Genomic DNA, 24192 nt, shown 5'->3' with positions numbered 1-24192 from the left:
GAACTCCCCGGGTCCCGTATGTCCCGCGTTCACCCGCGACGACGCCTGCGGTGGACGCTCACCGGGCGAACGGAGGCGGGTCTACCGGGGCATCGGAGTCCGAGCGTGCGCGGACCGGATCCCTGGCCTTCCGGGGGCGTGGCCGTCGACCCCCGAACACGGGGGGTCCTCCGGCGGCTGCCTGGGGTTCCCCCTGGTAGGGGGCGCGCGGTGCAGAACACATACGCAACCATTCGTCAAAGCGGTGGGTCGCTCAACCTCTGGGGGAGGCTAGGTGCATGTATGTTCGACACGCAAGATGGCGTCCCCTGCCGTGGCGCGGGGGATCACCCGTCGGTGGTGCTGGGGAGGGTCGTCGTGTCGGCGCCGGAGCCGCGGCGGCGCCCGTCGGCGGCGGACCTACGGCACCCTCGGCTTCCGGCTCACGGTGAAGAGCGTTTCCCCGAACGGGAGTGTGCTCGTGGCTGTGACCGAGAAGCCGTAGGGCTCGTAGTAGCGGATGTTCTTCTCCAGGCACTCACCGTGGGCGGTGAGGCCGTCGGCATCGCAGCGTGCCAGGTGGGTGCGGATGAGCCGGTCGCCCAGGCCGGAGCGCTGGGAGCCCGGTTCGACCGCGAGCTCGGCGAAGTACCAGTGCGGCTCCGCGGGACGTGTCGAGGTCACCGTCCGCATGACGTCGTTCAGCCGGCCTATGCGGCGGCCTGTCAGCTGGAGCATCCGGGGCAGCAGCCGTATCTGCACGGACACCGGAACACGGCGGCGCTCCGGTGGAACCCAGAGCGCGGTGGCGCACAGGGCGCCGTCGCGGACGGCGACGTAGGCGACTCCGTGCGGAAGGAACCAGTTTCGCAGCTGGACGGCGTAGGCGTCGCGCACGCGGCGGTCCCGATGCTCGTCGTCAGGGAACACCCAGTGCAGGATGGGGTCGTCATGGAACGCGCGGCTGAGCACCGTGGCCATGTCCGGGATGTCGCGCGTCTCGGCGCGGCGGATGATGGTGCGGTCGGTGGGAACGCCCTTCTGCCGCACGGCTACTCCCCTTCCGGCGCCGCGGTCGCGGGGAACTCCACGCGCAGCTTGCCGAAGGCGTCGAGGGCGTGGTCCAGGTGATCTCGCGTGTGGGTGGCCATCACTGCCAGCCGCAGCTGGGCACGGCCCTGCGGGACCGCCGGGTGCAGGGCGGCGTTGACGTACACGCCCTTGTCGTACAGGCTCCGCCACATGGTGGCGGTGAGTTCGTCATCGCCCACCGGTACGGCGATGATCGGGGTGGGCAGTTCCTGTCCGCTGTCGAGGCGCAGCGGCTCACGAGCCTCGAAGCCCAGCTCGGCGAGGCCCCGGCGCAGGTAGCCGGCGTTGCTCAGCAGCTGTTGCGCACGCTGTGCGCCCTCCTGCGAGCGTACGATCTCCAGCGATGCCAGCGCCGCCGCGACGGAAGCGGGCGCGGTCGCGGCGGTGAACAGGAAGGCACGCGACTGGACCCGGAGGAAGTCGATGGCATCGGTGGGCCCGGTGATGAACCCCCCGCAGGCGGCCAGGGCCTTGGAGAAGGTGCCCATGCGCAGGTCGACGTCGCCGTCGATCCCCAGCGCCGCACAGCTCCCGGTTCCCTGCGGTCCGAGCACTCCGACGGCATGGGCCTCGTCCACCAGCAGCGGGACCCGTCGCTCGGTGCACAACTGGACCAGCTCGGGCAGCCGGGCGACGTCGCCCTCCATCGAGTAGATGCCGTCGACCACCACCAGCACTCCGCCGCCGTGCGCGATCGCGCGGTCCAGCATGGCCCGGAAGCGGTCCATGCGGTTGTGCTGGAACGGCAGGAAGCGGGCGCCGGACAGGCGCACGCCGTCGAGGATCGAGGCATGGTCGCCGGCGTCGCAGACGACCGCGTCGCCGGGGGAGAGCAGTGCGCTGATGCACCCGACGTTGGCGTCGTAGCCGCTCGGGTAGAGCAGGGCGGCGGCTTCGCCCATCCAGTCGGCGACTTCTTCTTCCAGGCGCAGGTGGAGCGGGGTGGTGCCGTTCATGACGCGGGAGCCGTTCATGGCCGTTCCGTAGGTGCGCAGCGCCTCTTCTGCGGCCTGGGTCACCCGTGGATCGCCGTTGAGGCCGAGATAGTTGCTGGAGCCGAGCATGACGCGCTCGGCTCCGTCCAACCGCACGGCAGGTCCGCCGCGCTCCTCCTGGATCCGGAAATAGGGCAGCCGCTCATCCGCGTCGTGCGGTCTGGCGTACCTGAGGCGGGGGCTGGCCGCAGCCCTTTGGAGAATGTCCTGAATCATGGAATACCCTGTCTTCCGACCAGGCCGGCGATTTATTTCCGTTCACAGCTGACGGGCCTCGCATGCGGGCATGCGAGGCCGGGGTGGTATTCATTCGCAGTGCAGTTTTTCCAGTCGCCGCGGCCCCGTCGATACTCCGCCCCGAAATTTAGGGCTTCCTCTAGTGTCCTGCGATCCGGTCTGTATTGCTTCACGTTGTTTCGAACGAGTTCCTTGACGTCGGCCGCGACGGGGACGGGGCGGATCCTCGCGAGGATCCCGTCGGCAGTACCGGAACATCCCGATAGCTCGCCAATTGCCGTAGTTTGTCCAGCTGGCCAGAGGGGGGATCCATGTCCGGCGCGGCGAGCCGACCGCCAGTGGGCAGCGCCCCCTAGGGGGGTCTGATTACGCATAGGGGGGGGACGAGTGTTGACCCGCGTATATGTCCCTGAATATTTTGGTCGCCGGATGCCGGATCCGACACGGGGAGCTGTCACTACCATGTACGCAGCCAACTCACTTGCACAATTTCCCCTGTCCGCGGAATTGCAGGGGCTGCCGACTCGGTCGGGTTCGGAGATCAGCGGTCGAGAGTACGGTGATGTGCTGCTCACCTTGTTCGAGAGGTCGGGCATCGGCCTCGCGGTCCTCGATCCGGCGCTCCGGGTGCGCGCACTGAACGACGTGTTCACCGAGCACTGCGGGCGCAGCCGCGAGTTCATCAGGGACCGAAGCTTTCTGGAGTTCCTGCACCTCAGTGTGCGGCAGGGCATACTGCGCCATTTCGAGCGGCTCGTCCAGGGGCATCACACGCCGGTAGCGTGCCACTCCCTCGCGATGCGCTTCGAGGAGACGGGCACTCCCGGAAAGCTGGCTGCTTTTCCCGTGGACGACGGCGACGGGAAAGTCCGCATGCTCGTGGTGCAGTTCGCACCCGATCGGGAGGAACTACCGCCAGTGGTCAGGGAGCAGCGAAAGCTGACCGCCCTCACGGCCAGAGTCCTGGAAGGCGTGGCCGCGGGCGACTCGACCGTACGACTGGCCGCCAAGCTCTACCTCAGCCGGCAGGGGATCGAGTACCACGTGAGTATCCTCCTGCGGCAGTTCAAGGTGCCCAATCGCACCGCGCTCACCGCGAAGGCGTACTCGATGGGGATGTTCGGCATCGGCTGCTGGCCGCCCAAGGTGCTCCCCGAGTACGTACGCTCCTGAGCGCTTCGCCGCACCGGGCCGGGGCCAGGCCCTAGGAATGACCCTAGCCCGTGGCGGCTTTACTGGGTCGCATGACCGCTACCAGCTACGGCGGCGCCCTGGGCGTCCTGGGTGGGATGGGCCCGGCGGCCTCGGCCGGATTCCTCCAGACCGTGTACGAGACGGCGGCCGAGCAGGCGGGTTCCTTCTCCGAGCAGGCCCTGCCGCGCTGTCTGCTCGACTCGGACCCGGCCTTCCCCGACCGCACCGAGGCGATCCGCGCCGGAGGCGAGGCGGAGTTCACCCGGCGGCTCTCCAGCCGCCTCGCAGGTCTGGAGGCCCTCGGCGCCACCTGCATCGTGGTCGCCTGCGTGACCGCCCACCACTTCCTGCACCGGCTCGAACCCGCCCGGCGGGCACGGGTGATCTCACTCGTGGACGTGATCATCGACGAACTCGAGGCCCTCGGCGGGGACGAGCGCCTGCTGCTGGTCGCCACCCACGGCACCCGCGAGGCCCGGATCCTGGAGCAGGCCGGCCGCTGGCCCGCCGTGGCCCACCGGGTGGTGTTCCCGCGGCCGCAGGCGCAGGAAGTACTGCACCGACTGCTCTACCGGCTCAAGGGTGAGCCCGTCACCGACGAACTCGCCGCGCGCTTCACGGAGATCGCGGCCGAGCACGGCTGCCAGGGCCTGATCGCCGGCTGCACCGAGGTCCACCTGCTCACCCGCAGGCTGCGCGGCAGCGGACCCAGGATCGTCGACCCCCTGCTCACCATCGCCATTCAACTGAAGTCCCTGCTCGCCGGTTGACGGAACGAAGAAGGAGAACCCGTTGGACACGGAGCAAGCACTGCGGTACTGGCGCGGGCAGCTCGCCGGCGTCACCCAGCCGACCCGGCTGGGCGTCGAGCGTGCCACCGCCTGGGGCCCGGGCGAGCGCGGCCGGGCCCTGCTGCCCTGGAACCCGCCGCGGGTGGCCGGCCTCCAGGCCGCAGCGGCCGCGGCCGGGCTGCGCCCCGAGCACCTGGTGTTCGCCGCCTGGGGGCTGGTGTTCGCCGCCCACGCCGGGGAACAGGACGTGGTCTGCGGTGTGCTCACCGACCGGCTGGACGACCGGCCGCTGCCGCTGCGCATCCGAGTGGACCCCGGACAGCGCGTCGGCTCCTACCTCGACACCGTCCGCGACACCTGCGAACGCGCCGGCGCACACACCGGGCTCACCCCCGCCGAGCTGGCCGCGTGCGCCGAACTCGCGGACGGCGCCGCGCTCTTCGGCACCACGATCCGCTGCACCGGCACCGCCGCCCCCGGCCTGGCGGTGTACGGCATCGAGGTCAGCGCCGTGCTGGGCGGCCCGCACCCCGGCCTCTGCCTCGACCACGCCGAGGAGCTCCTCGCCGACGCCGACGCCCGGCGCCTGCTCACCCACGTCGACCGCATGATCGCCGTCCTCGCCGGCGCCTCCCCCCACGAACTGCTGGGCAGCATCGGGGTGCTGTCGGAGAGGGAGTGGGCCCAGGTCGTCGAGGAGTGGAACAGCACGGACCGCGACCTGGGCGAACCGCGGTGCCTGCACGAGCTGTTCGAGGAGCAGGCCGCCCGTACCCCCGATGCCCTCGCCGTCGTCCAGGGCCCCGAGCGGCTGAGCTACGCCGAACTCGACGCCGCCGCCGGGCGGTTGGCCGCCCGGCTCGCCGCCGCGGGGGTCGGCCGCGGCGACACGGTGGCGCTGTGCCTGCGCCGCACCGTCCATGCCGTGGTGGCCCTCCTCGGCGTCCTCAAGGCCGGCGCCGCCTACGCCCCGGTCGACCCGGAGCTGCCCGCCGAGCGGGTACGTTCCCTGGTGGCCGCGCTCGCCGCGCCGATCGTCCTCACCGACCCCGACGCCGTACCCGAGGTGCTGCGGCGCTGCGACGGGCTGCCCGCACTGCGGGAGGTGCTCACACCGGCCGGCGGCGTCGGCGGCGACCTGCCCGCCGTACCGCCCCCCGGCGCACCCGCCCCCGCTCGCGCGTGTCCGGACGATCCGGCGTACACCATCTTCACCTCGGGCTCCACCGGAGACCCCAAGGGCGTCATGATGGCGCACGCCCCCGCCGTCAACCTCATCCGGTGGGTGAACGAGACCTACGCGATGGGCCCCACCGACCAGGTCCTGTTCACCGCCTCCCTCAGCTTCGACCTCTCGGTCTACGACGTCTTCGGGCTGCTCGCCGCGGGCGGCAGCATCCGCGTGGCCGCCACCGGGGAACTCCGCGACCCGCAGCGGCTGCTGGCGATCCTCGACCGTGAACCGGTGACGTTCTGGGACTCCGCCCCCGCCGCACTGCAGCAGCTCGAACCCTTCCTCGCGCTGCGCGAACCGCCCCTGGCGCACTCGCTGCGCCTGGTCTTCCTCAGCGGCGACTGGGTGCCGCTGACCCTGCCGGACGCCGCCCGCGCCGCTTTCGCCGACCCGCAGGTCGTGGCGCTGGGCGGCGCCACCGAGGCGGCGATCTGGTCCAACCACTTCCCCGTGGTGAAGGTCGACCCGCAGTGGCCGAGCATCCCCTACGGCCGGCCGATCGCCAACGCCCGCTACTACGTGCTCGACCCGGGGCTGCGCCCGGTGCCGGTGGGCGCCCCCGGCGACCTCTACATCGGCGGCCGCTGCCTGGCCACCGGCTACCACGCCGACCCGCGGCTGACCGCCGTCAAGTTCGTGCCCGACCCGTACGGCCGCGAGCCCGGCGGGCGGCTGTACCGCACCGGCGACCGGGCCCGCTTCTGGGCGGACGGCACCATCGAGTTCCTCGGCCGGCAGGACGACCAGGTCAAGATCCGCGGTTTCCGCGTCGAGCTCGGCGAGGTCGAGGCGGCCCTCGCCACCCTGCCCGGCGTGGCCTGTGCGGTCGCCGCCGTGCACGGCACCTCGCCCGGCCTGCGTCTGGTCGCGTACGCCGTGCCGCGCCCCGGAGCCCTGGTGGATCCCGCCGGGCTGCGCGCCGACCTGGCCGGCCGGCTGCCCTCGTACATGGTGCCTGCGCAGGTGATGGTGCTGGACGCGCTGCCCGCCACCGCCAACGGGAAGCTGGACAGGGCCGCGCTGCCGGCGCCGGACTTCTCGGACGCCGCCCGCACGGACTACGTGGCGCCGCGCACCCCGGTCGAGGAGGCCGTGGCCGCGCTGTGGGCGGAGGTGCTCGGGGTCGAGCGCGTCGGCGTCGACGACGGCTTCTTCGAACTGGGCGGCCATTCGATGCTCATACCGCAGATGCTGGCGCGGCTGAAGAGCGATCTGCAGGTCGACGTGGCGCCGTTGGCGATGCTGAACCACGCGACCCTCGGCGGGTTCGCCGGCGTGGTCGAGCAGGCGCTGCTGGAGGATATCGAGGCAGCAGAGGCAGCAGAGGCAGCAGAGGCAGCAGAGGCAGCAGTGGTAACAGAGGCGGCAGTGGCGAGCGGGACGGGGGACCGGGATGCCGGCCGGCGGGGTTGACGACCGCGCGGACAAGCTCCGCGACCTCGTCACCCGGCGCCTGGCCGCGGCCCGCCGCGGCGACGGGCCGCGCCCCGCCGTCGAGCGCGGCAGCGGACCCGGCCCCGTATCCCTCGCCCAGGAGCGGATGCTCTTCCTCGAAGAGCTCGAACCCGGCAGCTCGGCCTACCATTTCAGCTTCACCCTGCGACTGGAGGGCCCGCTGGACGGTACGGCGCTGGAGCGCGCGCTGCGCGGCGTCGAGGAGCGCCACGAGGTACTGCGCAGCGTGTACGAGCGGCGGGACGGCACCGAGACGCTGGTGGCGCGCGCGGCGTCGTTCGTGCTGCGGCGCACCGAACTGCCCGACGATCCGGACGCGTTGGAGGCCCTGCAGCGCGAGGACGGCGAGCGCCCCTTCGACCTGCGCGGGGGACCGGTCTGGCGGGGGGTGCTGGCACGCACCCACGACACCCTCCACCACCTGGTGCTGACGGCGCACCATATCGCCGTCGACGGCTGGTCGATCGACATCCTGCAGCGGGAACTGGCCGACGGCTACCTCGCCGAGCTCGGCCGGGGCCCGCACCCGCCCGCACCCGCCGTCCGCTACGCCGACCACGCGGCCCGCGAGCGCCGCCGGCTGGCCGCCGGCGACTACGAGGCGCAGCTCGCCCACTGGAGGCAGCGGCTGGCCGACCCGCCGCCCGCCCTGGAGCTGCCCGCGGACCGCCGCCCCCCGCAGCGGCGCACCCGGCCCGGCGGTGTGGTGCGCGGCCTCGCCGACGCCGAACTGGCCGCGCGGGTGCGGGCGTTGGCACGGGAGGCCGCCGCGACACCGTTCATGGTGCTGCTGGCCGGCTTCCAGACCCTGCTGCACCGCTGCTCCGGCCAGGGCGACTTCGTCGTCGGCGTCCCCGTGGCGGGCCGGACGGAGCCCAGCACGAGGCCGCTGATCGGTCTGTTCGTCAACACCGTCGCGCTGCGCGCCGACTGCCACGCCGCGCTCACCTTCCGCGAGCTGCTCGACCGGGCGCGCGGCGAGAGCGCTGCCGCGCTCGCGCACCAGGACGCGCCGTTCGAGCGCGTGGTGGAGGCGCTGCCGCTCACGCGGGACCTCGCCGCCACCCCTCTCTTCCAGGTGATGTTCAGCTGGAACGCGGTCGACCAGAGCCCGACCCTCCTCGGCGACGCCAAGGCCGTACCCGTGCCCTGCGCCGCCGCGGGCACTGCCCAGTTCGACCTGACCCTGGAGGTCACGGATGCGGGCGACACGTACGAACTGGCGCTGGAGTACGACCGCGAGCTGTGGGACGAGCCCTCGGCCGCCCGGCTGCTGGACCACTTCCTCACCCTCACCCGGGCCGCCCTGGCCGACCCCGACCGGGCGATCGGCACGCTGGCGCTGCTCGGCCCCGAGCAGCGCGCGCTGGCCCTGCGGCACGCCGCCGGCCCGGTGCGCGACCACCCGGGACCGGTCGATCTGGCCGCCATGGTCGCCGAGCGGGCGGCGGCCGCGCCCGAGGCCGTCGCCCTGGTCCTGAACGGCGAGGAGCTGACCTACCGGGAGTTCGACCGGCGCGCCAACAGGCTCGCCCACCACCTCCGGGCCCTGGGCGCAACGCCGGACCGGCCCGTCGGCGTACTGCTGGAGCGCTCCTTCGACCTGCCGGCGGCGATCGTCGGGATCGTCAGGTCCGGCGCCCCCTACCTGCCCCTCGACCCCGAGCACCCGCGGGCACGCCGCACCGCCGTCCTCCAGGACGCCGGCGCCCGGCTCCTGGTCACCGACGCCGCCCACGCCGACGCGGCGGAGGCAGCCGGCTGCGTCCCCGTACTCCTCGACGCGCACGCCGCATCGATCGGCTCGCGGCCGGACACCTGGGAGCAGCCCCCCGCGTCGGCGGACCACCTGGCCTACGTCTTCTACACCTCCGGCTCCACGGGCCGCCCCAAGGGCGTGATGATCACGCACCGGGCGGCGCACAACCAGATCCGCTGGCAGATCGACTCCCTGGGCCTGGGCCCCGGCGCGACCATGCTGATGAAGACGAACGTCACCTTCGACGACTCCGTCGTCGAGGTCTTCGCCACGCTCGCCGCCGGCGCCCGGCTGGTCATCGCGCGGCCCGGCGGCCACCGCGACCCGGAGTACCTGCGCGCCCTGATGGCCCGCGAGGGGGTGACCAGCGCGGTGTTCGTCCCGACCATGCTCGTCGCCCTGCTGCGGCACGGCGGCGACGTCCCGCTGCCCGCACTGCGGATGCTGCAGCTCGGAGCCGAACCCCTGCCGCCGGAGCTGGCCGACCGCTGCCTGCGCACGTTCGGCGCGGAGCTGCACAACGCGTACGGCCCGACCGAGGCGGCCGTCGCCGTGACCGACGGGCGCTGCCTGCCGGACGAGCCGGTGGTCCCGATCGGCCTGCCCATCGACAACGTGCGGTGCTACGTCCTGGACGGGGAACTCGCCCCGCAGCCCGTCGGCGTGCCCGGCATACTCCACATCGGCGGGGTGCAGCTCGCCCGCGGCTACCTCGGCCGCCCCGGCCTGACCGCCGAGCAGTTCGTCCCCGACCCCTTCGGGCCGCCCGGCGGACGCCTCTACCGGACCGGCGACCTGGTGCGCCGCCTCCCGGACGGCCGGCTCGACTACGTGGACCGCGCCGACCGGCAGGTCAAGGTCCGCGGCATGCGGATCGAGCTCGGTGAGATCGAGTCGGTGCTCGCCGGGCACCCCGCGGTCGGGCAGGCGGTGGTCACGGCGCACGAGGACCGGGCCGGCGGCTCGCGCCTCGCCGCCCATCTGCTCCCCGGCGCCGCCGGCCCGCCCGCCGTCGCCGAGCTGCGCGAGTGGCTTGCCGCCCGGCTGCCCGAGCACATGGTCCCGGCCGCCTTCGCCGTGCTGGACGAGTTCCCGCTGCTGCCCAGCGGCAAGGTGGACCGCAGGAGCCTGCCGGACCCGCGGCCGCAAGAGGCCGCCGCCGGCGGGGGGTACGAGGGGTACGAGCCCCCGGAGGGCGGACCGGAGCAGGCCGTCGCCGCGATCTGGGCCCGTACCCTCGGCGTCGCGCACGTCGGCAGGAACGACAGCTTCTTCGCCCGCGGCGGCCACTCACTCCTCGCCCTGGAGGCGCTGCTGGCCGTTCGCGAGGAACTGGCCCGCACCGTCCCGCTGCGGCTGCTCTTCGAGGCGCCCACCCCGGCGGCGTTCGCCGCCGCGCTCGCCCAACTGCCCGCCGCGGAACCGCAGTACGCTCCGTCCGACCTTCTACGCCCGCGCGGTGAAGGCGAGGCCGCCGAGGCGCCGGGCGAGGTCGGCGGCGAGGTCGGCGGCGACGTCTCCGCCGAGGAGGCGCGGATCTGGCTCGCCGACCAACTCGACCCCGGCGACCCCGCGTACACCATGCCCCTGGTCTGCCGCCTGCGCGGCAACGTGGACACCGAGGCGCTCCGGGCGGCGCTGCGCGCCCTCCCGGCGGCGCACGAGGCGCTGCGCACCTCCTTCCCCGCGGCAGACGGGGGACCGGTGCGCGTGGTGGCCCGGGACGGCGAGCTCCCGCTGCGCCTGGTGGACCTCGGCGGCGGCAGCGAGGAGGAGCGCAGCAGCGCGCTCAGGGCAGTCCTGGCGGAGGAGACCGGCACCCGGTTCGACCTGGCCCGCGGGCCGCTGGCCCGGGCCGCCGCCATCTCCCTGGGCCCCGACGACCTGGTGCTCGCCCTCACCCTGCACCACATCGTCGCCGACGGCTGGTCGCTCCAGGTCCTCCTGGAGGACCTGGGCACCGCCTACCGCGCCGCCCGCGCCGGCCGCCCCGCGCACCTGCCCGCGCGTCCGGGCGCCGGTGCCTACGCGAGCCTGCGCAGGCACCAGGTCACCGACGAGGCACGCACGGCCGAACTGGACTACTGGCGCGAGCAGTTGGACGACGCCCCGGGCGCCCCGCCGCTGCCCGCCGACGCCCCGCAGGACACCGGTACCGCCGGCGCCGCCGTGCACTTCACCGTGGAGCCCGCGACCGCCGAGCGCGTACGGGCCCTCGCCCACGCCGAGGGCTGCACCCCCTTCATGGTGCTGCTGGCCGCCTGGGCCGCCGTCCTCGCCCGCCACTGCGCCACCGACGAGGTGATGCTGACCACCCATGTCGCCGACCGCGGCCGCCCCGACCTCGACCGCATCGTCGGCCTCCTCCTCGACACCGCCGTCCTGCGCATCCCCCTCCACGTGCGCGACTTCCGCGTCCTGCTGCGCGAGGTCCGCACCGCCGTCCTCGACGCCCGGGAGCACCGGCTGCTGCCCTTCGGCGAGGTGGCGGCCGCGCTGGGCCTCGACGGCCGCGCGCTCTCCCGCTACGCCGTGTCCATGAACCCGCCGCAGGCGGGTACCGTGCGCTTCGCCGACGGCGTGACCCTCGAACCGGAGGCGCTCGGCCTGGAGCACTCCACCGCCGACCTGCTGGAGCACGCCAAGGCCGATCTGAGCGTGTTCTTCGAGGACGGCGACCAGGGCCTGGGCGGCCTGGTCGTCCACCGCACCCCGCTGTTCTCCGGCGAGCGCGTCGCGCGGATGACCGGCCATCTGCTGACCCTGCTGGACGCGGCGAGCCGCGCCCCGCACACCCCGCCGGCCGAACTCACCCTGCTGACCCCCGCGGAACGCGCGGACCTCACCCCCGGCGTCCCCACCCGCGACACCGCCCCCGCCCCGGAGCCCGCCTGCCTGCACACCCTGGTCCTCGACCAGATCGCCCGCACCCCCGAGGCCGTCGCCCTGGTCACCGACGAGGGGGAGTGGACGTACCGGCGCCTGGGCGCGCAGTCCGCGCGCCTGGCCCGGCACCTGGCAGCGCAGGGCGTACGCCCCGGCATGCTGGTCGGGCTCTGCCTGGGGCGCGGGGCGCAGCAGCCGGTGGCGGTCCTCGCGGTGCTGCTCGCCGGCGCCGCGTACGTCGCCCTCGACCCCGCCCATCCGCCCGCCGGGCTCCGGCGCGTACTGGCCGACAGCGGCGCCGCCTTCGTCGTCACCGACCGGCCCTGGGCCCGGGCGTGCGCCGGCAGCGGACTGCCGACCGTGGTGCTCGGCCGCGACGAGCCGGCCATCGCCGCGCACGACCCCGCCGTCCCCGCCACCGCCGCCGCAACCGACCCGGCCGCCCTCGCCTACCTCGTCTACACCTCGGGCACCACGGGCCGGCCCAAGGGCGTACGCACCCCGCACGCCGCCGCGGCCGCCTATCTCCGCGACTACCTGGGCGACCCCGCCGGCGGGTTCGGCCTCGGCCCGCAGGACACCGTGCTGCAGCTTGCCGGGCTCTCCTTCGACGCCTCCGTACGCGACCTGCTCGGCCCGCTGACCACCGGCGCCCGCGTCGTCCTCCTCGACGACGAGCGCGCCGCTGACCCCGCGGCCGTGCTCGCGGCCGTCGAACGGCACCGGGTGAGCTGTGTGCTGAGCGTCGTCCCCACACTGCTGCGCGCGCTGCTGGCGGTCGCGGAGGACCACCGCCCGGCCCCCGGCGGCCGGCTGCGCCTGCTGCTGACGGCGGGCGAGGCGCTGGACCTGGCCGACTGCACCCGCAGCGCCGCGGCGTTCGCCGGGCGGCCCGCCGTGGTCAACCAGTACGGCCCCACCGAGGCCACCATGACCACCACGAGCGCCCGGATCACCGCGGCGCCGGGCGCCCGCGGCCCCGCCCCCCTCGGCCCGCCCGTCGCGGGCGCCCGGCTGTGGATCGTCGACCGGGCCGGCGGCCTGGCGCCCGTGGGCGTTCCCGGTGAGGTGTGGATCGGCGGCGGCCGGCTCGCCGAGGGCTACCACGGCCGACCGGCGCTCACCGCCGAGAGTTTCGTACCCGAGCCCTTCTCCGGCGAGCCCGGCGCCCGCGCGTACCGTACGGGCGACCTCGCCCGGCGCGAGGCCGACGGCACGCTGACCTTCCTGGGCCGCGGCGACGACCAGGTCAAGATCCGCGGCCGGCGGGTGGAGCCGACCGGGATCGAGAGCGTGCTGCGCACCCTGCCGGGTGTCGAGGAGGCCGCGGTCGTGCCGGTACGCCCCGACATCCCCGCCGGCAGCGTCCGGCTCGTCGCCTGTGTCGCCCCCGCGGACCTGGACGCCGACACCGTCCGCGCGCAGTTGCGCGGCCTGCTCCCCGAGCACCAGGTGCCGACCGTCATCCGGGCGCTGCCGGCGCTTCCCCGCACGCCGAACAACAAGGTGGACCGGCAGGCGCTGGCCGCGCTCGACCAGCCGGCCGGGCGTTCGCAGCCGCCACGCACGGCCACGGAGGCCGCCCTCGCCGCCGTCTTCGCGGAGGTGCTCGGCGACGAGTGCGCCGGCGCCCGGCCGATCGGCCGCGACGACGACTTCTTCGACCGCGGCGGCCACTCGCTGCTCGCGGCGCGGCTCGCCGCCCGGCTGCGCCGGGCCACCGGCCGGGAGGTGCCGCTGCGCCAGATCCTCGACCTGCGCACGGTCGCCGCGCTCGCCGGCTGGCTCGACGCCACCGGCAGCGTCGCCGTGCCCGGCCCGTACGGCACCGCAGCCGTGCCCGCCGGTGCGGGCAGCGCCCCTGCCGCCGCCCACGGCCTCACCCCCGGGCAGGAGTCCATCCGGCGGCACTGCGGACGCGAGCCGCACACCGCCGCGTACAACGTCGGCTTCGACGCCCGGGTCGCAGGACACGTCGACGACGTCGCCCTCGCCCGCGCCCTGGACGCGCTCGCCGCCCGGCACCCGGCGCTGCGCACCCGCTTCCCCGCCACCGACGGCCGACCGGGCGCCGTCGTGGAGCCGCAGGTGCTGATCCCGCTGGCCCGGTACGACGTCTCGCAGGCCGTCGACCCGCAGCGGGCGGCGCTCCAGCGTGCGACCGCCGCCCTGCGGACGCCCTTCGACCTGGAGGACGGGCCGCTCGCGCGCGCCGTCCTCATCCGCTGCGGCCCGCAGGAGTACGTGCTGGGGCTGACGGTGCACCACATCATCGCCGACGGCTGGACCCTGTCGCTGCTGCAGCGCGAACTCGCCCTGTTCTACGGCGAGTTCGCCGCCGGCCGGGTGCCGCAGCTGCCGCCCGTACCCGGTTTCGACGGCTACGCCGCACAGCAGCTCGCCCGGCTGGAGACGCCGCAGTCCGCGGCGGACGCCGCCTACTGGCGGGAGCGGCTGAGCGGCTTTCCCGCGCTGCTGCCGCTGCCCGCGGACCGGCCGCGGCCGCCCGTGTGGTCGACGGCCGGGGCGGTGGAGGTGTTCGACATCGCCCCCGAGGTGGCCGCCGGCGTACGACGGCTCGCGGACGACGCGGACGCCACCGTCTTCGTGGTGCTGCTGGCCGCTTTCGCACGCTGGCTCCACCGGCTCTCCGGCGCCGAGCGCCTGCTGGTCGCGGTCCCGGTCGCCAACCGGCCGGACCCGGAGTCGGAACAGGTCGCCGGGCCGTTCGCCAACATCGTCCCCGTACCGGTGGACACCACGGGGGAGCCGGCGTTCCGCGAGCTCGTCGCGCGCGTACGGGAGACCTTCCTGGAGGTGTGGGAGCACCGCACCCTGCCCTACGAAACGCTCGTGGCGGCGCACGCCGCGCCCGACGCCGCCCGGCCGCCCCTGTGCCAGGCGATGTTCGCGGTGCAGAACCTGCCGCCGGGCGGGCAGGACCTGGCCGGTCTTTCCGTCACCCCGCTCTCCCTGGACCGCGGCACCTGCCGCTACGAGCTGCACATGCGCTGCTACGAGACCCCCGAAGGGCTCTCCGGCTGGCTGGAGTACAGCACCGCACTGCACGAGCAGGAGGCGGTGCGCGAGCGGCTGCACGGCTTCCTGAGCCTGCTGGCCGAGGCGGTCACCGATCCCGGCGGCCCGGCCCAAGGAGCATGACGTGCGCGTCTTCAACCTGATCTGGTCCGGGCAGGCGGCCTCGCTCATCGGCACCGCGATGACGACCTTCGGCATCGGCGTGTGGGTCTTCACCAGGACGGGGTCGCCGACCGCGTTCGCGACCCTCATCCTGGCGGGCTCGCTGCCCGGCCTGCTCACGCTGCCGTTCGCCGGGGTGCTCGTCGACCGCTGGGACCGGCGCCTGGTGATGCTGCTCAGCGACACGGCCGCCGCCGTGGTGCCGCTGACCGTCCTCACGCTCAACTCCGCGGGCATGCTGCGGCTGTGGCACGTCTACGTACTGGTCGCGGTCGGCTCGGTGTTCAAGGCGTTCCAGTTCCCGGCCTTCTCCGCCCTGGTGCCGCAGCTGGTCTCCAAGGACGACCTCGGCCGGGCCAACAGCCGCGAGAGCGTCGCCGAGGCCGGCGGCATGGTCTTCGGCGATCTGCTCGGCGGTGCCCTGTACGGGGTGCTCGGCCTCAACGGACTGCTGCTGATCGACCTGGGGACCTTCTGCGTCGCACTGTCCACCACCCTGCACTCCTACCGGCTGCGGCCCGCGATCCCTCCCGTCCGGGCGAAGGACGCCCCGCCCCGCAGGATGCGCGCCGACATGGCGGAGGGCTGGCGGTTCATCAGGCAGCGCTCCGGGCTGCTCGGCCTGCTCGTCTTCTTCGCCTTCTACAACCTGATGATGGAGGTGGCGCTCGTCCTCCTCGCACCCCTGGTGCTCAGCTCGAACCCGCCGTCGACGCTCGGCGCCGTCAACGCCGCGGGCGCGGTCGGCATGATCGTCGTCAGCGGCGTCATGAGCTTCACCCGCCAGCCCCGCCGCCTCGTCCGCGCCGTCCTGGCCGTGGCGGTCCTGCACGGCGTGCTGCTGCTGGTCATGGGCGTCGGCCACGCCGCGCCCCTGCTGCTGGCGGTCGGGATGTTCGGCGTACTGGGCGGCTACGCGGTGACCAACTCCGCCACCACGACGCTGTGGCAGCGCAAGACCCCGACCGGCCTGCAGGGCCGGGTCTTCTCCGTACGCCGGCTGCTCGCCTGGTCGGCCGACCCCGTCGCCTTCGCCCTCGCCGGTCCGGTCGCCGCCTACGTCGGCACACCGCTGGCGGACGCCGGCGGGCCGCTGCCGGACACCGTCGTGCGGCTCACCGGAACGGGCACCAGCGGCGGGATCGCCATGGTGTTCCTGCTGTCCGGGGTGCTTCTGACGGGCGTGGTCGCGGCCACCTGCCTGCTCAGGTCGGTGCGGCGGCTGGAGCGGGAGCTGCCGGACGCGGACGAACCGGAGCCCGCGGTCAGCGCGGCGGCGCCCTGACCGAATCCCCCGACCGGGGGCCCCTGGTCAGCGCGCGCCCGGCAGGCCGAGGGCGTCCAGCGGTGTGCCGGGCCGCGCGGCCACCTGCCGCATGACGTCCACGAAGCGGTCCTGGAGCATCCGCAGGGTGGATTCCGCCAGCAGCCCGGAGCGGTACTTCCACACCGCGCCGTAGTCCCGGCCGCGCCGTCCGAGGCTCACGGTCAGGTCCAGCGCGGACTTCTCCGCGAAGAGCTGCCGGTAGGAGACGTCGACGCCGGGGAACTCCGGCTCCGCGAACCCGGTGTTGTCCAGCTGGAGTATCACCTGCACCAGTGGCAGCCGGCCGGGCGTACGGGCGGGCCTGACCGCGTCGACGATGCGCTGGAAGGGGACCTCGCCGTACGCGAAGTCGTCCAGGGCGCCCTCCCTGACGCGGCGCAGCAGCCCGCGGAAGGACTCCTCGGGCCGGATGCGCACCCGCATCGGCAGGGTGTTGGTGAACACGCCGATCAGCTGCTCGGTCTCGGGCAGTTCGCGGCCGGCAACCGGTGATCCGATGACCAGGTCGCACTGGCCCGAGCCGCGCCACAGCAGGACCGCGAAGGCCGCGAGCATCCCCATGTAGCCGGAGGCTCCCTCCAGGGCGGCCGCCTTCTCGAGCCCGTCCGCCACGTCGCCCGGTATGCCGGCGAAGGCGGTGCCCGACTCCAGCGCGGTGTCGTGCCCGGGCGCGCGGTCGAAGGGCAGCGGTACCGTCGTGGGCGCCCCGGCGAGCCGCTGCCTCCAGTACGCCAGGCCCCGCTCCAGCGCGGCACCGGACTGCCTCTCGCGCTGGCCGATCGAGAAGTCCGCGTACTGCATGGCCAGTTCGGGCAGAGCGGCCGGCCTCCCGGTCGCCCGGGCCCGGTAGAGCAGCGACAGATCCCGGTTCAGTACGCCCTCCGACCAGCCGTCGGCGGCTATGTGGTGCATGCGCAGCACCAGATCGTGCTCATCCGCGGCGTGGCGCAGCAGCGACCACGACACCGGTGGCTCCGCGGCCAGGTCGAGCTTGCGCAGCAACTGCTCGCGGGCGAAGGACTCGACGGCCCCGGCGCCCGGGGGCAGGTCGACGGCGGGCAGCGGGACCTCCGCCGGCGGCAGGACCCGCTGGACGAGCCCGCCGTCCCCGGGCCCGACCACCGTGCGGAGCACCTCGTGGCGGTGGGTCAGGTCGGTGACGGCGGCGCGCAGCGCCGCGACGTCGAGGTCGCCCCGCAGGCCGATGACGAAGACCGTGCTCTCCGTGGACGCCTCGGGATCCAGCCAGTCGGACAGCCACATGCGCTCCTGTCCGAAGCTCGCCGGTACGACGTCGGGCCGCCGCCGGCTTTCGGCAGCCGGGCCGCCCCGCCGGCCGGCCGCGGCGCGGGCCAGCAGCCTCTGCTCGAAGGCGATGCGCGCCTCGGACACTCCCGCGGACGTACCCGTGTCACCCATGCCGTACCCGCTTCCCGTCCCCGGCCGCGGGCCGCAGGGCGACCACGGCCTCCTCGTATCCCGCGATGTGGTTGGACCGCACCCTGCGCACCGGACCCGCCACCTCGACCTCCGCCACCCGCTGCCTCAACTCGCCGAAGAGCACCCGAAGTTCACTTGTCGCCAGGGCGCCGCCGAGGCAGTAGTGGGCGCCGTGGCCGAAGGTGAGGTGGCGGTTGGGCCTCCGGTCGAGACGGAACTCGTCCGGCTCGTCGAACACCGACTCGTCCCGGTTGACCGAGGCCCCCCACGCCACGACCGACTGCCCCGCCCCGATCCTTTGGCCGGCGAGTTCGGTGTCGCGGACCGCGGTGCGCAGCGTGTGCGCGCCCGGCGAGGTCCAGCGCAGGATCTCGTCGACGGCCGTGGGCAGCAGGCCGGGATCGCCGCGCAGCGCCTGCCACTGGTCGGGATGCGCGGCGAGGGCGAGGAGCCCGCCCACCGCGGCGTGGCGGGTGGTCTCGTTGCCGCCCGAGATCAGCCCGTCGCAGTTGAGGAGGATCTCCTCGTCGGTGAGCGCCCTGCCGTCCACCTCACCCCGCACCAGCGCGGTGACGACGTCCTCGCGGGGCCGGCGCCGCCGTTCGGCGACCAGCTCCGCGTAGTACACCAGGATCTCCGCGTGAGCCTCCACGGCGGCGGCGGTCGGGCTTCCGTGCTCGTCGACGGCGCCGAAGGCCACTGTGGTGCGGTCCAGCATGAAGTCCCAGTCCGCGCGGGGGACTCCGAGCAGGTCGCAGATGACGGAGACGGGGAGCATGGCGGCGATCTCGACGAAGTCGCAGGCGCCCTGCTCCAGGGCCCGGTCCAGGGCGGCGGTGACCGTCTCCTTCATGTTCTGCTCAAGCCGCCGCACCGTACGCGCGGCGAACGCCGAGGCGATGATGCGCCGGACGGCGCCGTGCCGGGGCGGGTCCGTGACGATGAGCATCTTGCGGGAAGCCGCCGCCGCCGCGCGGGGATCCCCGCCCAGGCGCATGCCGCGTTCCGAGGAGAACGTCCTGCTGTCGCGCAGCACCTGCACGGCCTCGGCGTGGGTGGTGACGGACCAGTAGCCGCCCCCGCTGGGGTGCGCGCTCCACCGCACCGGGTCGTGGTGGCGCAGCCAGCGCCACACCGGGGCCAGCACGTCGTCGCGGTGCAGCCGGGGATCCGCGACATCCACGCGCTCGGGATCCGCCGGGCCGTACGCCGCCACCTCGGTCGTCCCGGTCATCCCACCACCTCCCGGGGCTCCTCGCCGACGGGGTCGGCGGCCAGCAGCCCGGACAGGTAGGGGAGCAGCCCCGACCCGGGGTCCAGGTGGAACAGATGGCCGCCGGGGAACATCCGCCGCTCGTACGGTGCCGAGACGTACGCCCGCCACCCCTCCAGGTCGGCGGGGCCGACGCCGTCGTCGTCGGCCCCGCCGCACACGGTGATCGCGCAGGGCAGCGGCGGGCCCGGCCGGTGGCGGTAGTCGTGGCACACGGCGTAGTCCCCGCGCAGCGGCGGCAGCAGCAGCGTCTGGACCTCGGTGTCGTCCACCACCCAGGGGGGCAGCGTGCCGTCGTCGACGAAGCGCCGGACGACCTGCGCGTCGTCGTAGCGGCGCAGGTCCAGATCGACCTGCCGGCGGTCCGGGGGGCGCGACGCGGAGACGATCAGCCGCTGCGGCCACCGGGCGTGCCCGGTGCCCAGGCGCCGGGCCAGCTCGTACGCCACCAGCCCGCCCATGCTGTGGCCGAAGAGCGAGAAGGGCAGGTCGAGTCGGGGCAGGAGGGCCTCGCACGCCTCGGCGACGATCTCGTCCATGGCGAGCAGCGGGGGTTCGCCCCAGCGGTTCTGGCGTCCGGGGAGCTGCAGTGCCAGCACCGTGGTACGCGGCCCGAGCCGCTCCTGCCAGCGATGGAACTGGCTGGCCCCGCCGCCCGCGTGGTGGCAGCACACCAGCACGCGCTCGGCCGCCTCCGTGGCCGGCCACTCCATCAGCCAGGGTGCCGTCGGACTCACAGGCCGCCGCCCTGCTGCTCCTCGCCGAGGGCGAGTTCCATGACCGCTTCCGCGAGGTCCGCCAGCACCCGGTGCTCGAAGAGCAGCCGGATCGAGACGTTCACGCCGCTCGCGGCCTTGAGGCGCGCGATGACCTGGGCCGCGAGCAGGGAGTGCCCGCCCCTTTCGAAGAAGTCGTCCCGGACGCCGATGCGCGGGACGTCCAGGACTTCCCGCCAGATGTCCGCGATGATCTCCTCCAGCGGGGTGCGCGGCGCCTCGTAGTCCGCGCCGGCGGACTCCCCGCCGTCGCCCGCCTCGGCGAGCAGTGCGGCCAGCGCGGCCCGGTCCGCCTTCCCGTTGCTGGTGAACGGCAGGCTGTCCAGGAAGAGGTAGCTGGCGGGCCGGAAGTGCGCCGGAAGCCTCCCTTCCAGGTGAGCCCGCAGCTCCTCCGCCGCCACCGCCGGCCGGGCCGGCTCCCGTACGACGCAGGCCGTGAGTCCGACGGCGCCCAGGGAGTCCTCGCGGGCCACGACCGCGCACTCGCGCACCGAGGGGTGTGCGGTGAGCGCGGACTCGACCTCGCCCGGCTCGACACGGAAACCGCGGATCTTGACCTGGTCGTCCGCCCGTCCGGCGAACACCAACTCCCCGTCTGAGCGCCGCCGGGCGAGGTCGCCGGTCCGGTAGAGCCGGCCGCCGGGCTCCCGGGACCAGGGGTCGGGCACGAAGCGCTCCGCGGTCAGCCCCGGCCGGCCGAGGTAGCAGCGGGCCGTTCCGACGCCTCCCACGTACAGCTCGCCTACCACGTTGACCGGCACCGGGCGCAGGTGCGCGTCGAGCACCAGTGCGCTGCACCCGGGGATCGGGGTGCCGATGGGCAGGGGACCGTCGGCGTCCGGCGTACGGACCTCGTGGCCGGTGGACCAGATGGTCGCCTCGGTGGGGCCGTAGAGGTTGAAGCACCGCGCCTGGCCCAGCCAGTGCCGGACCGTCCCGGCCGTGAGCACCTCGCCGGCCCCGATCACCACCCGCAGGCTCGGCACCTCCGCCTCGCCCATCGCGGCGATGGCGGACGGCGGGGCCGTCCAGGAGGTGACCCGGTGCCGGCGCATCAGCGCGGCCAGCGGCTCACCGGGGACGAGTTCGTCCGGGGAGCCCAGGGCGAGGGAGGCGCCGGCGCCGACGGCGAGCGCGAGTTCGAAGACCGAGGCGTCGAAGCTGGGCGAGCAGAACTGCAGCACCGTGTCCTCGGGGCCGTGCGGCAGTCGGGCCCGCTGCGCGGCGAGGACCGCGGCGAGGGATGCGTGGGTGATCTGGACGCCTTTGGGGTGGCCGGTGGAGCCGGAGGTGTAGATGACGTAGGCGAGGTTGTCGGGGGTGGGGGTTGGAGTGTGTGTGGGTGTGTGTGGGGGGTGGTCGGTGTCTGTGTGGGGTGGGATGAGGGGTGTGTGGGTGGTGTGGGCGAGGTGGTGTGCGGTGGTGCCGGTGCCGATGAGTGCGGTGGCGTGTGAGTCGGTGAGCATGTACTGCAGGCGTGGGGTGGGGTATTGGGGGTCGAGGGGGACGTAGGCGCCGCCGGCTTTGAGTACGGCGAGGATGGCGACGATCCAGTCGGTGGTTCGGGGGAGGCATACGGCGACGCGGTGGTCGGGGCGGATGCCGTGTGCGCGTAGGCGTGCGGCGAGGTGTTCGGCGCGGGCGTCGGTCTGGGCGTAGGTGAGTGTCTCCCCGGCGCTCTTCACCGCTGTCGCGTCGGGCCGCTCCCGCGCCCACCGCGCGAACACCTCGTGGAGCAGCGGCGGATCGGCCGTGGCCGCGGGACCCGGGGCGACCAGCGCACCGTGCTCCGCCTCCCCCAGCATCGGCAGTTCCGACAGCCGCAGCCCGGGGTCCGCGACGGCCGCCTCCAGCAGCGTGCGGAAGTGCACCTGCATGCGCTCGATGCTCTCGGCGTCGAAGAGCGCGGTGTCGTACTCCCAGGCGGCGGCCAGACCGGAGTCGGTCGGTACGAGCGTCAGGGCCAGGTCGACGCCGGGTGCCTGCGTGTCCATGCGCACCACGTCGACGTCGAGTCCGTCGAGGCGGACGCTCCCCAGCGACACCTCCGCCAGGTGCAGCACCGTCTGGAAGAAGGGCTGCCGGTCCCGGTCGCGGTGCGGACGCAGCTCCTCCACGAGCCACTCCAGCGGCACCTCCTGGTGCTCGATCGCCTCCAGGGACACCTCCCGGACCCGGGCCAGCAGCTCCTCGAACGTCGGGTCGCCGTCGAGGTCGCCGCGCATGACGAGGGTGTTGACGAAGCAGCCGACCAGCTCGTCGAGTCCGGGCTGGGCGCGGTTGGCCACCGGGACGCCGACCATGACGTCGGTGCGACCGGAGTAGCGGTGCAGCAGGGTGTCGAAGGCCGCCAGCAGGACCATGAAGACGGTGACGCCCCGCTTCGCCGCATAGGCGCGGATGTCCTCGACCAGGTCTCCCGGCAGCGCGGCGAGCAGCATGGCGCCCCGGGCGGCGGTGTCGGCGCTGCGGGGCCGGTCGGCGGGGAGTTCCGTCCCGTCCCCCGCGCCCTTCAGCCGCTGCCGCCACACCTCCATGGACGGCTCAAGCGTCTGCGGCGTGAGGTTCTCCCGCTCCCAGACGGCGAAGTCCGGGTACTGGATCGGCAGATCCTCCCCGAGGGGCTGTTCCCCGTTGCGCAGCCGCCGGTAGTTCTCGACCACCTCCCGGTAGAGGATCTGGAGCGACCAGCCGTCGGCGATGAGGTGGTGCAGGCCCAGGGCCAGCCGGTGCTCCTGCTCGCCGAGGCGCAGCAGGGCGGCGCGGAACAGCGGCCCGGCCTCGATGTCGAACGGCCGCTGCCAGGCCTGCGAGAGCCAGGTGTCCGCGGCGGCCGCGGGGTCGCCGCCGCCGTCGCACGACACGGTCTCCAGCTCGATGCCGGACCACGCCCGCACCACCTGGAGCGGGTCGCCGTCCTGGGCGGTGAACGTCGTACGCAGCGCCTCGTGGCGCCGTACGACCGCGTTCACCGCGGACCGCAGCAGCTCCGGGTCGAGGACGCCGCGCAGCCGCAGCACGGCCTGGATGTTCCAGGCGGCGCCACCGCCCTCCATCTGCTCGAGAAACCACAGCCGCCGCTGGGAGTACGACGCCGGGACGGCGAACTCCTCCTCGGTGAGCTCCATGCCCACTCCTTCACCTGGTGCCTCGTCGGAAGAGCGCCCTCAGCCGGGTGCGCCGGGCGCTGTGCGCCGGGAAGGGCGCCGGATACGGGTGATGCGCGGGCGGGTGCCGGCGCCGCAGGTCGCCCGGGACACCGCGCCGGCGAGGTCCTCGACCGTACGGCCGTGCGCCAGCAGCGTCTCGAGCGTCAGACGCACGCCATGGGACTTCTCGATCCGGGCGACCAGCTGGGCGGCGAGCAGGGAGTGGCCGCCCAGCTCGAAGAAGTCGTCCCGGATCCCGATCTCCTGCTGCCCCAGCACGTCCTGCCAGATCCGCAGCAGGTCCTTCTCGACCGCCGTGCCGGCCGGCACGGGAACCCGGTCGCGCCTGCGCGGGGCGAAGTCCTGGGAGAGCAGCGCCTCGTAGTCGATCTTGTGGTTCGCCGTCAGCGGGAACTCCCGCACCAGGGCGATGGAGTTGGGGACCATGTAATCGGGCAGCTCGCCGGCGAGCCGGCGCCTGAGCGTGCCGCCGGACACGGTGGGCGCGTCCGCGGCCCCGTCCCCGGTAGGCCGTACGAACGCCAGGACCTGCGGGCCCACGAGTGCGGCCTCCGCGACCACGACCGCCGCCTGGCCGACCTCGGGTTGGCGCTCCAGCGCCTGCTCGATCTCGTTCAACTCGACGCGGTACCCGCGGATCTTGACCTGCCGGTCGGCGCGGCCGCGGAACTCCAGGTTCCCGTCCGGGAGGATCCGGCCGAGGTCTCCGGTGCGGTACATGCGCGCGCCCGGCACACCGGAGAAGGGGTCCGGGACGAACGCCGCCGCCGTCAGCGCCGGGCGGTCCAGGTAGCCGCGGGCGACCCCCGCGCCGCCGATGCAGATCTCGCCCGTCGCTCCCTCCGGCACCGCCTGCGCCAGTTCGTCCGCGACGTACAGCGACACGCCCTCCACGGCCCTCCCGATGGGCACCGGGGCCACGTCCCGCATGTCCGGGGGGACTGGGAAGAAGGTGGCGCCGATCGTGGTCTCGGTCGGGCCGTATCCGTTGATGAAACGGTGCCGGGACGCGAAGCGGGCCGCGAGCGCCGGCGGGCACGCCTCTCCTCCGGAGACCACCACGGCGAGGTCCGGGAACTCCCGGTCCGGGAGGGTCGCGAGCACGGAAGGCGGCAGTACCACCGTCCGGATGCGGTCGGCCAGCAGCCGGGACGCCAGCCGCTCGGCCGAGGACACCTCGTCCTTGGCCGCGATGACGAGGGTGCCGCCGTGCGTGAGGGTGGCCAGGGTGTCCAGGACGGAGATGTCGAAGCTGAACGACACGCACTGCAGGGTCCGCCGCCCGGGGCCGACCTCCAGCGGGGCCGCGAAGGCGGCCAGCGTGCTGCCGAGGGATGCGTGGGTGATCTGGACGCCTTTGGGGTGGCCGGTGGAGCCGGAGGT

General features: G+C 74.1%; 12 protein-coding genes. 5 read left to right on the top strand and 7 right to left on the bottom strand.

What is annotated here, in order from left to right; all coding sequences use genetic code 11:
• Positions 1-399: 399 nt before the first annotated feature.
• Together ACFQLX_RS15880 and ACFQLX_RS15875 are read right to left on the bottom strand one after the other, a co-directional pair.
• Positions 400-1029: a GNAT family N-acetyltransferase gene (locus ACFQLX_RS15880; RefSeq protein WP_386415562.1), complete on the bottom strand. Its 630-nt coding sequence runs from the start codon at positions 1027-1029 to the stop codon at positions 400-402.
• Positions 1030-1031: 2 nt separating this feature from the next.
• Positions 1032-2282 (bottom strand): aminotransferase class I/II-fold pyridoxal phosphate-dependent enzyme, encoded by a 1251-nt coding sequence (locus tag ACFQLX_RS15875; protein ID WP_386415560.1) that lies wholly within the window; start codon positions 2280-2282, stop codon positions 1032-1034.
• A gap of 483 nt (positions 2283-2765) precedes the next feature.
• On the opposite strand from ACFQLX_RS15875, the gene ACFQLX_RS15870 reads away from it, so the two are divergent.
• The 5 genes from ACFQLX_RS15870 (at position 2766) to ACFQLX_RS15850 (ending at position 16108) form a co-directional block, all read left to right on the top strand.
• On the top strand, positions 2766-3476 hold the full coding sequence (locus tag ACFQLX_RS15870) for a PAS domain-containing protein (protein WP_386415558.1): 711 nt from the start codon (positions 2766-2768) through the stop codon (positions 3474-3476).
• A 71-nt stretch (positions 3477-3547) separates the two neighbouring features.
• Positions 3548-4267: an aspartate/glutamate racemase family protein gene (locus ACFQLX_RS15865; protein WP_386415557.1), complete on the top strand. Its 720-nt coding sequence runs from the start codon at positions 3548-3550 to the stop codon at positions 4265-4267.
• A gap of 22 nt (positions 4268-4289) precedes the next feature.
• Entirely contained in the window at positions 4290-6935 is a 2646-nt protein-coding gene (locus ACFQLX_RS15860; protein ID WP_386415554.1) for a non-ribosomal peptide synthetase, read from the top strand.
• Positions 6916-14784 (top strand): amino acid adenylation domain-containing protein, encoded by a 7869-nt coding sequence (locus tag ACFQLX_RS15855; protein WP_386415551.1) that lies wholly within the window; start codon positions 6916-6918, stop codon positions 14782-14784. The genes ACFQLX_RS15860 and ACFQLX_RS15855 overlap by 20 nt, the downstream gene beginning before the upstream one ends.
• A 1-nt stretch (position 14785) precedes the next feature.
• Positions 14786-16108: an MFS transporter gene (locus tag ACFQLX_RS15850; RefSeq protein ID WP_386415549.1), complete on the top strand. Its 1323-nt coding sequence runs from the start codon at positions 14786-14788 to the stop codon at positions 16106-16108.
• 27 nt (positions 16109-16135) lie between these two features.
• Here the strand turns inward: ACFQLX_RS15850 and ACFQLX_RS15845 are convergent, their stop codons facing one another.
• The 5 genes from ACFQLX_RS15845 to ACFQLX_RS15825 form a co-directional block, all read right to left on the bottom strand.
• Positions 16136-17569 carry a condensation domain-containing protein gene (locus ACFQLX_RS15845; RefSeq protein ID WP_386415547.1) on the bottom strand — a complete coding sequence of 478 codons (1434 nt, stop codon included), beginning with the start codon at positions 17567-17569 and terminating at the stop codon, positions 16136-16138.
• Positions 17562-18824: a cytochrome P450 gene (locus ACFQLX_RS15840; protein WP_386415545.1), complete on the bottom strand. Its 1263-nt coding sequence runs from the start codon at positions 18822-18824 to the stop codon at positions 17562-17564. The genes ACFQLX_RS15845 and ACFQLX_RS15840 overlap by 8 nt, the downstream gene beginning before the upstream one ends.
• On the bottom strand, positions 18821-19600 hold the full coding sequence (locus tag ACFQLX_RS15835; RefSeq protein WP_386415543.1) for a thioesterase II family protein: 780 nt from the start codon (positions 19598-19600) through the stop codon (positions 18821-18823). The genes ACFQLX_RS15840 and ACFQLX_RS15835 overlap by 4 nt, the downstream gene beginning before the upstream one ends.
• Complete coding sequence (locus ACFQLX_RS15830) at positions 19597-22767, bottom strand: non-ribosomal peptide synthetase (protein WP_386415541.1); 3171 nt, start codon at positions 22765-22767, stop codon at positions 19597-19599. Before ACFQLX_RS15830 ends, ACFQLX_RS15835 begins: the two co-directional genes overlap by 4 nt.
• A 39-nt stretch (positions 22768-22806) precedes the next feature.
• On the bottom strand, positions 22807-24192 hold a 1386-nt coding region (locus tag ACFQLX_RS15825; protein ID WP_386415539.1), incomplete at its 5' end, for a non-ribosomal peptide synthetase.

This window comes from Streptomyces polyrhachis (assembly GCF_042663125.1).
Taxonomy (GTDB): Bacteria; Actinomycetota; Actinomycetes; order Streptomycetales; family Streptomycetaceae; genus Streptomyces; species Streptomyces polyrhachii.
Note: the sequence above shows the minus strand (reverse complement) of the source record. Positions and strands in the feature narration are given on the sequence as shown.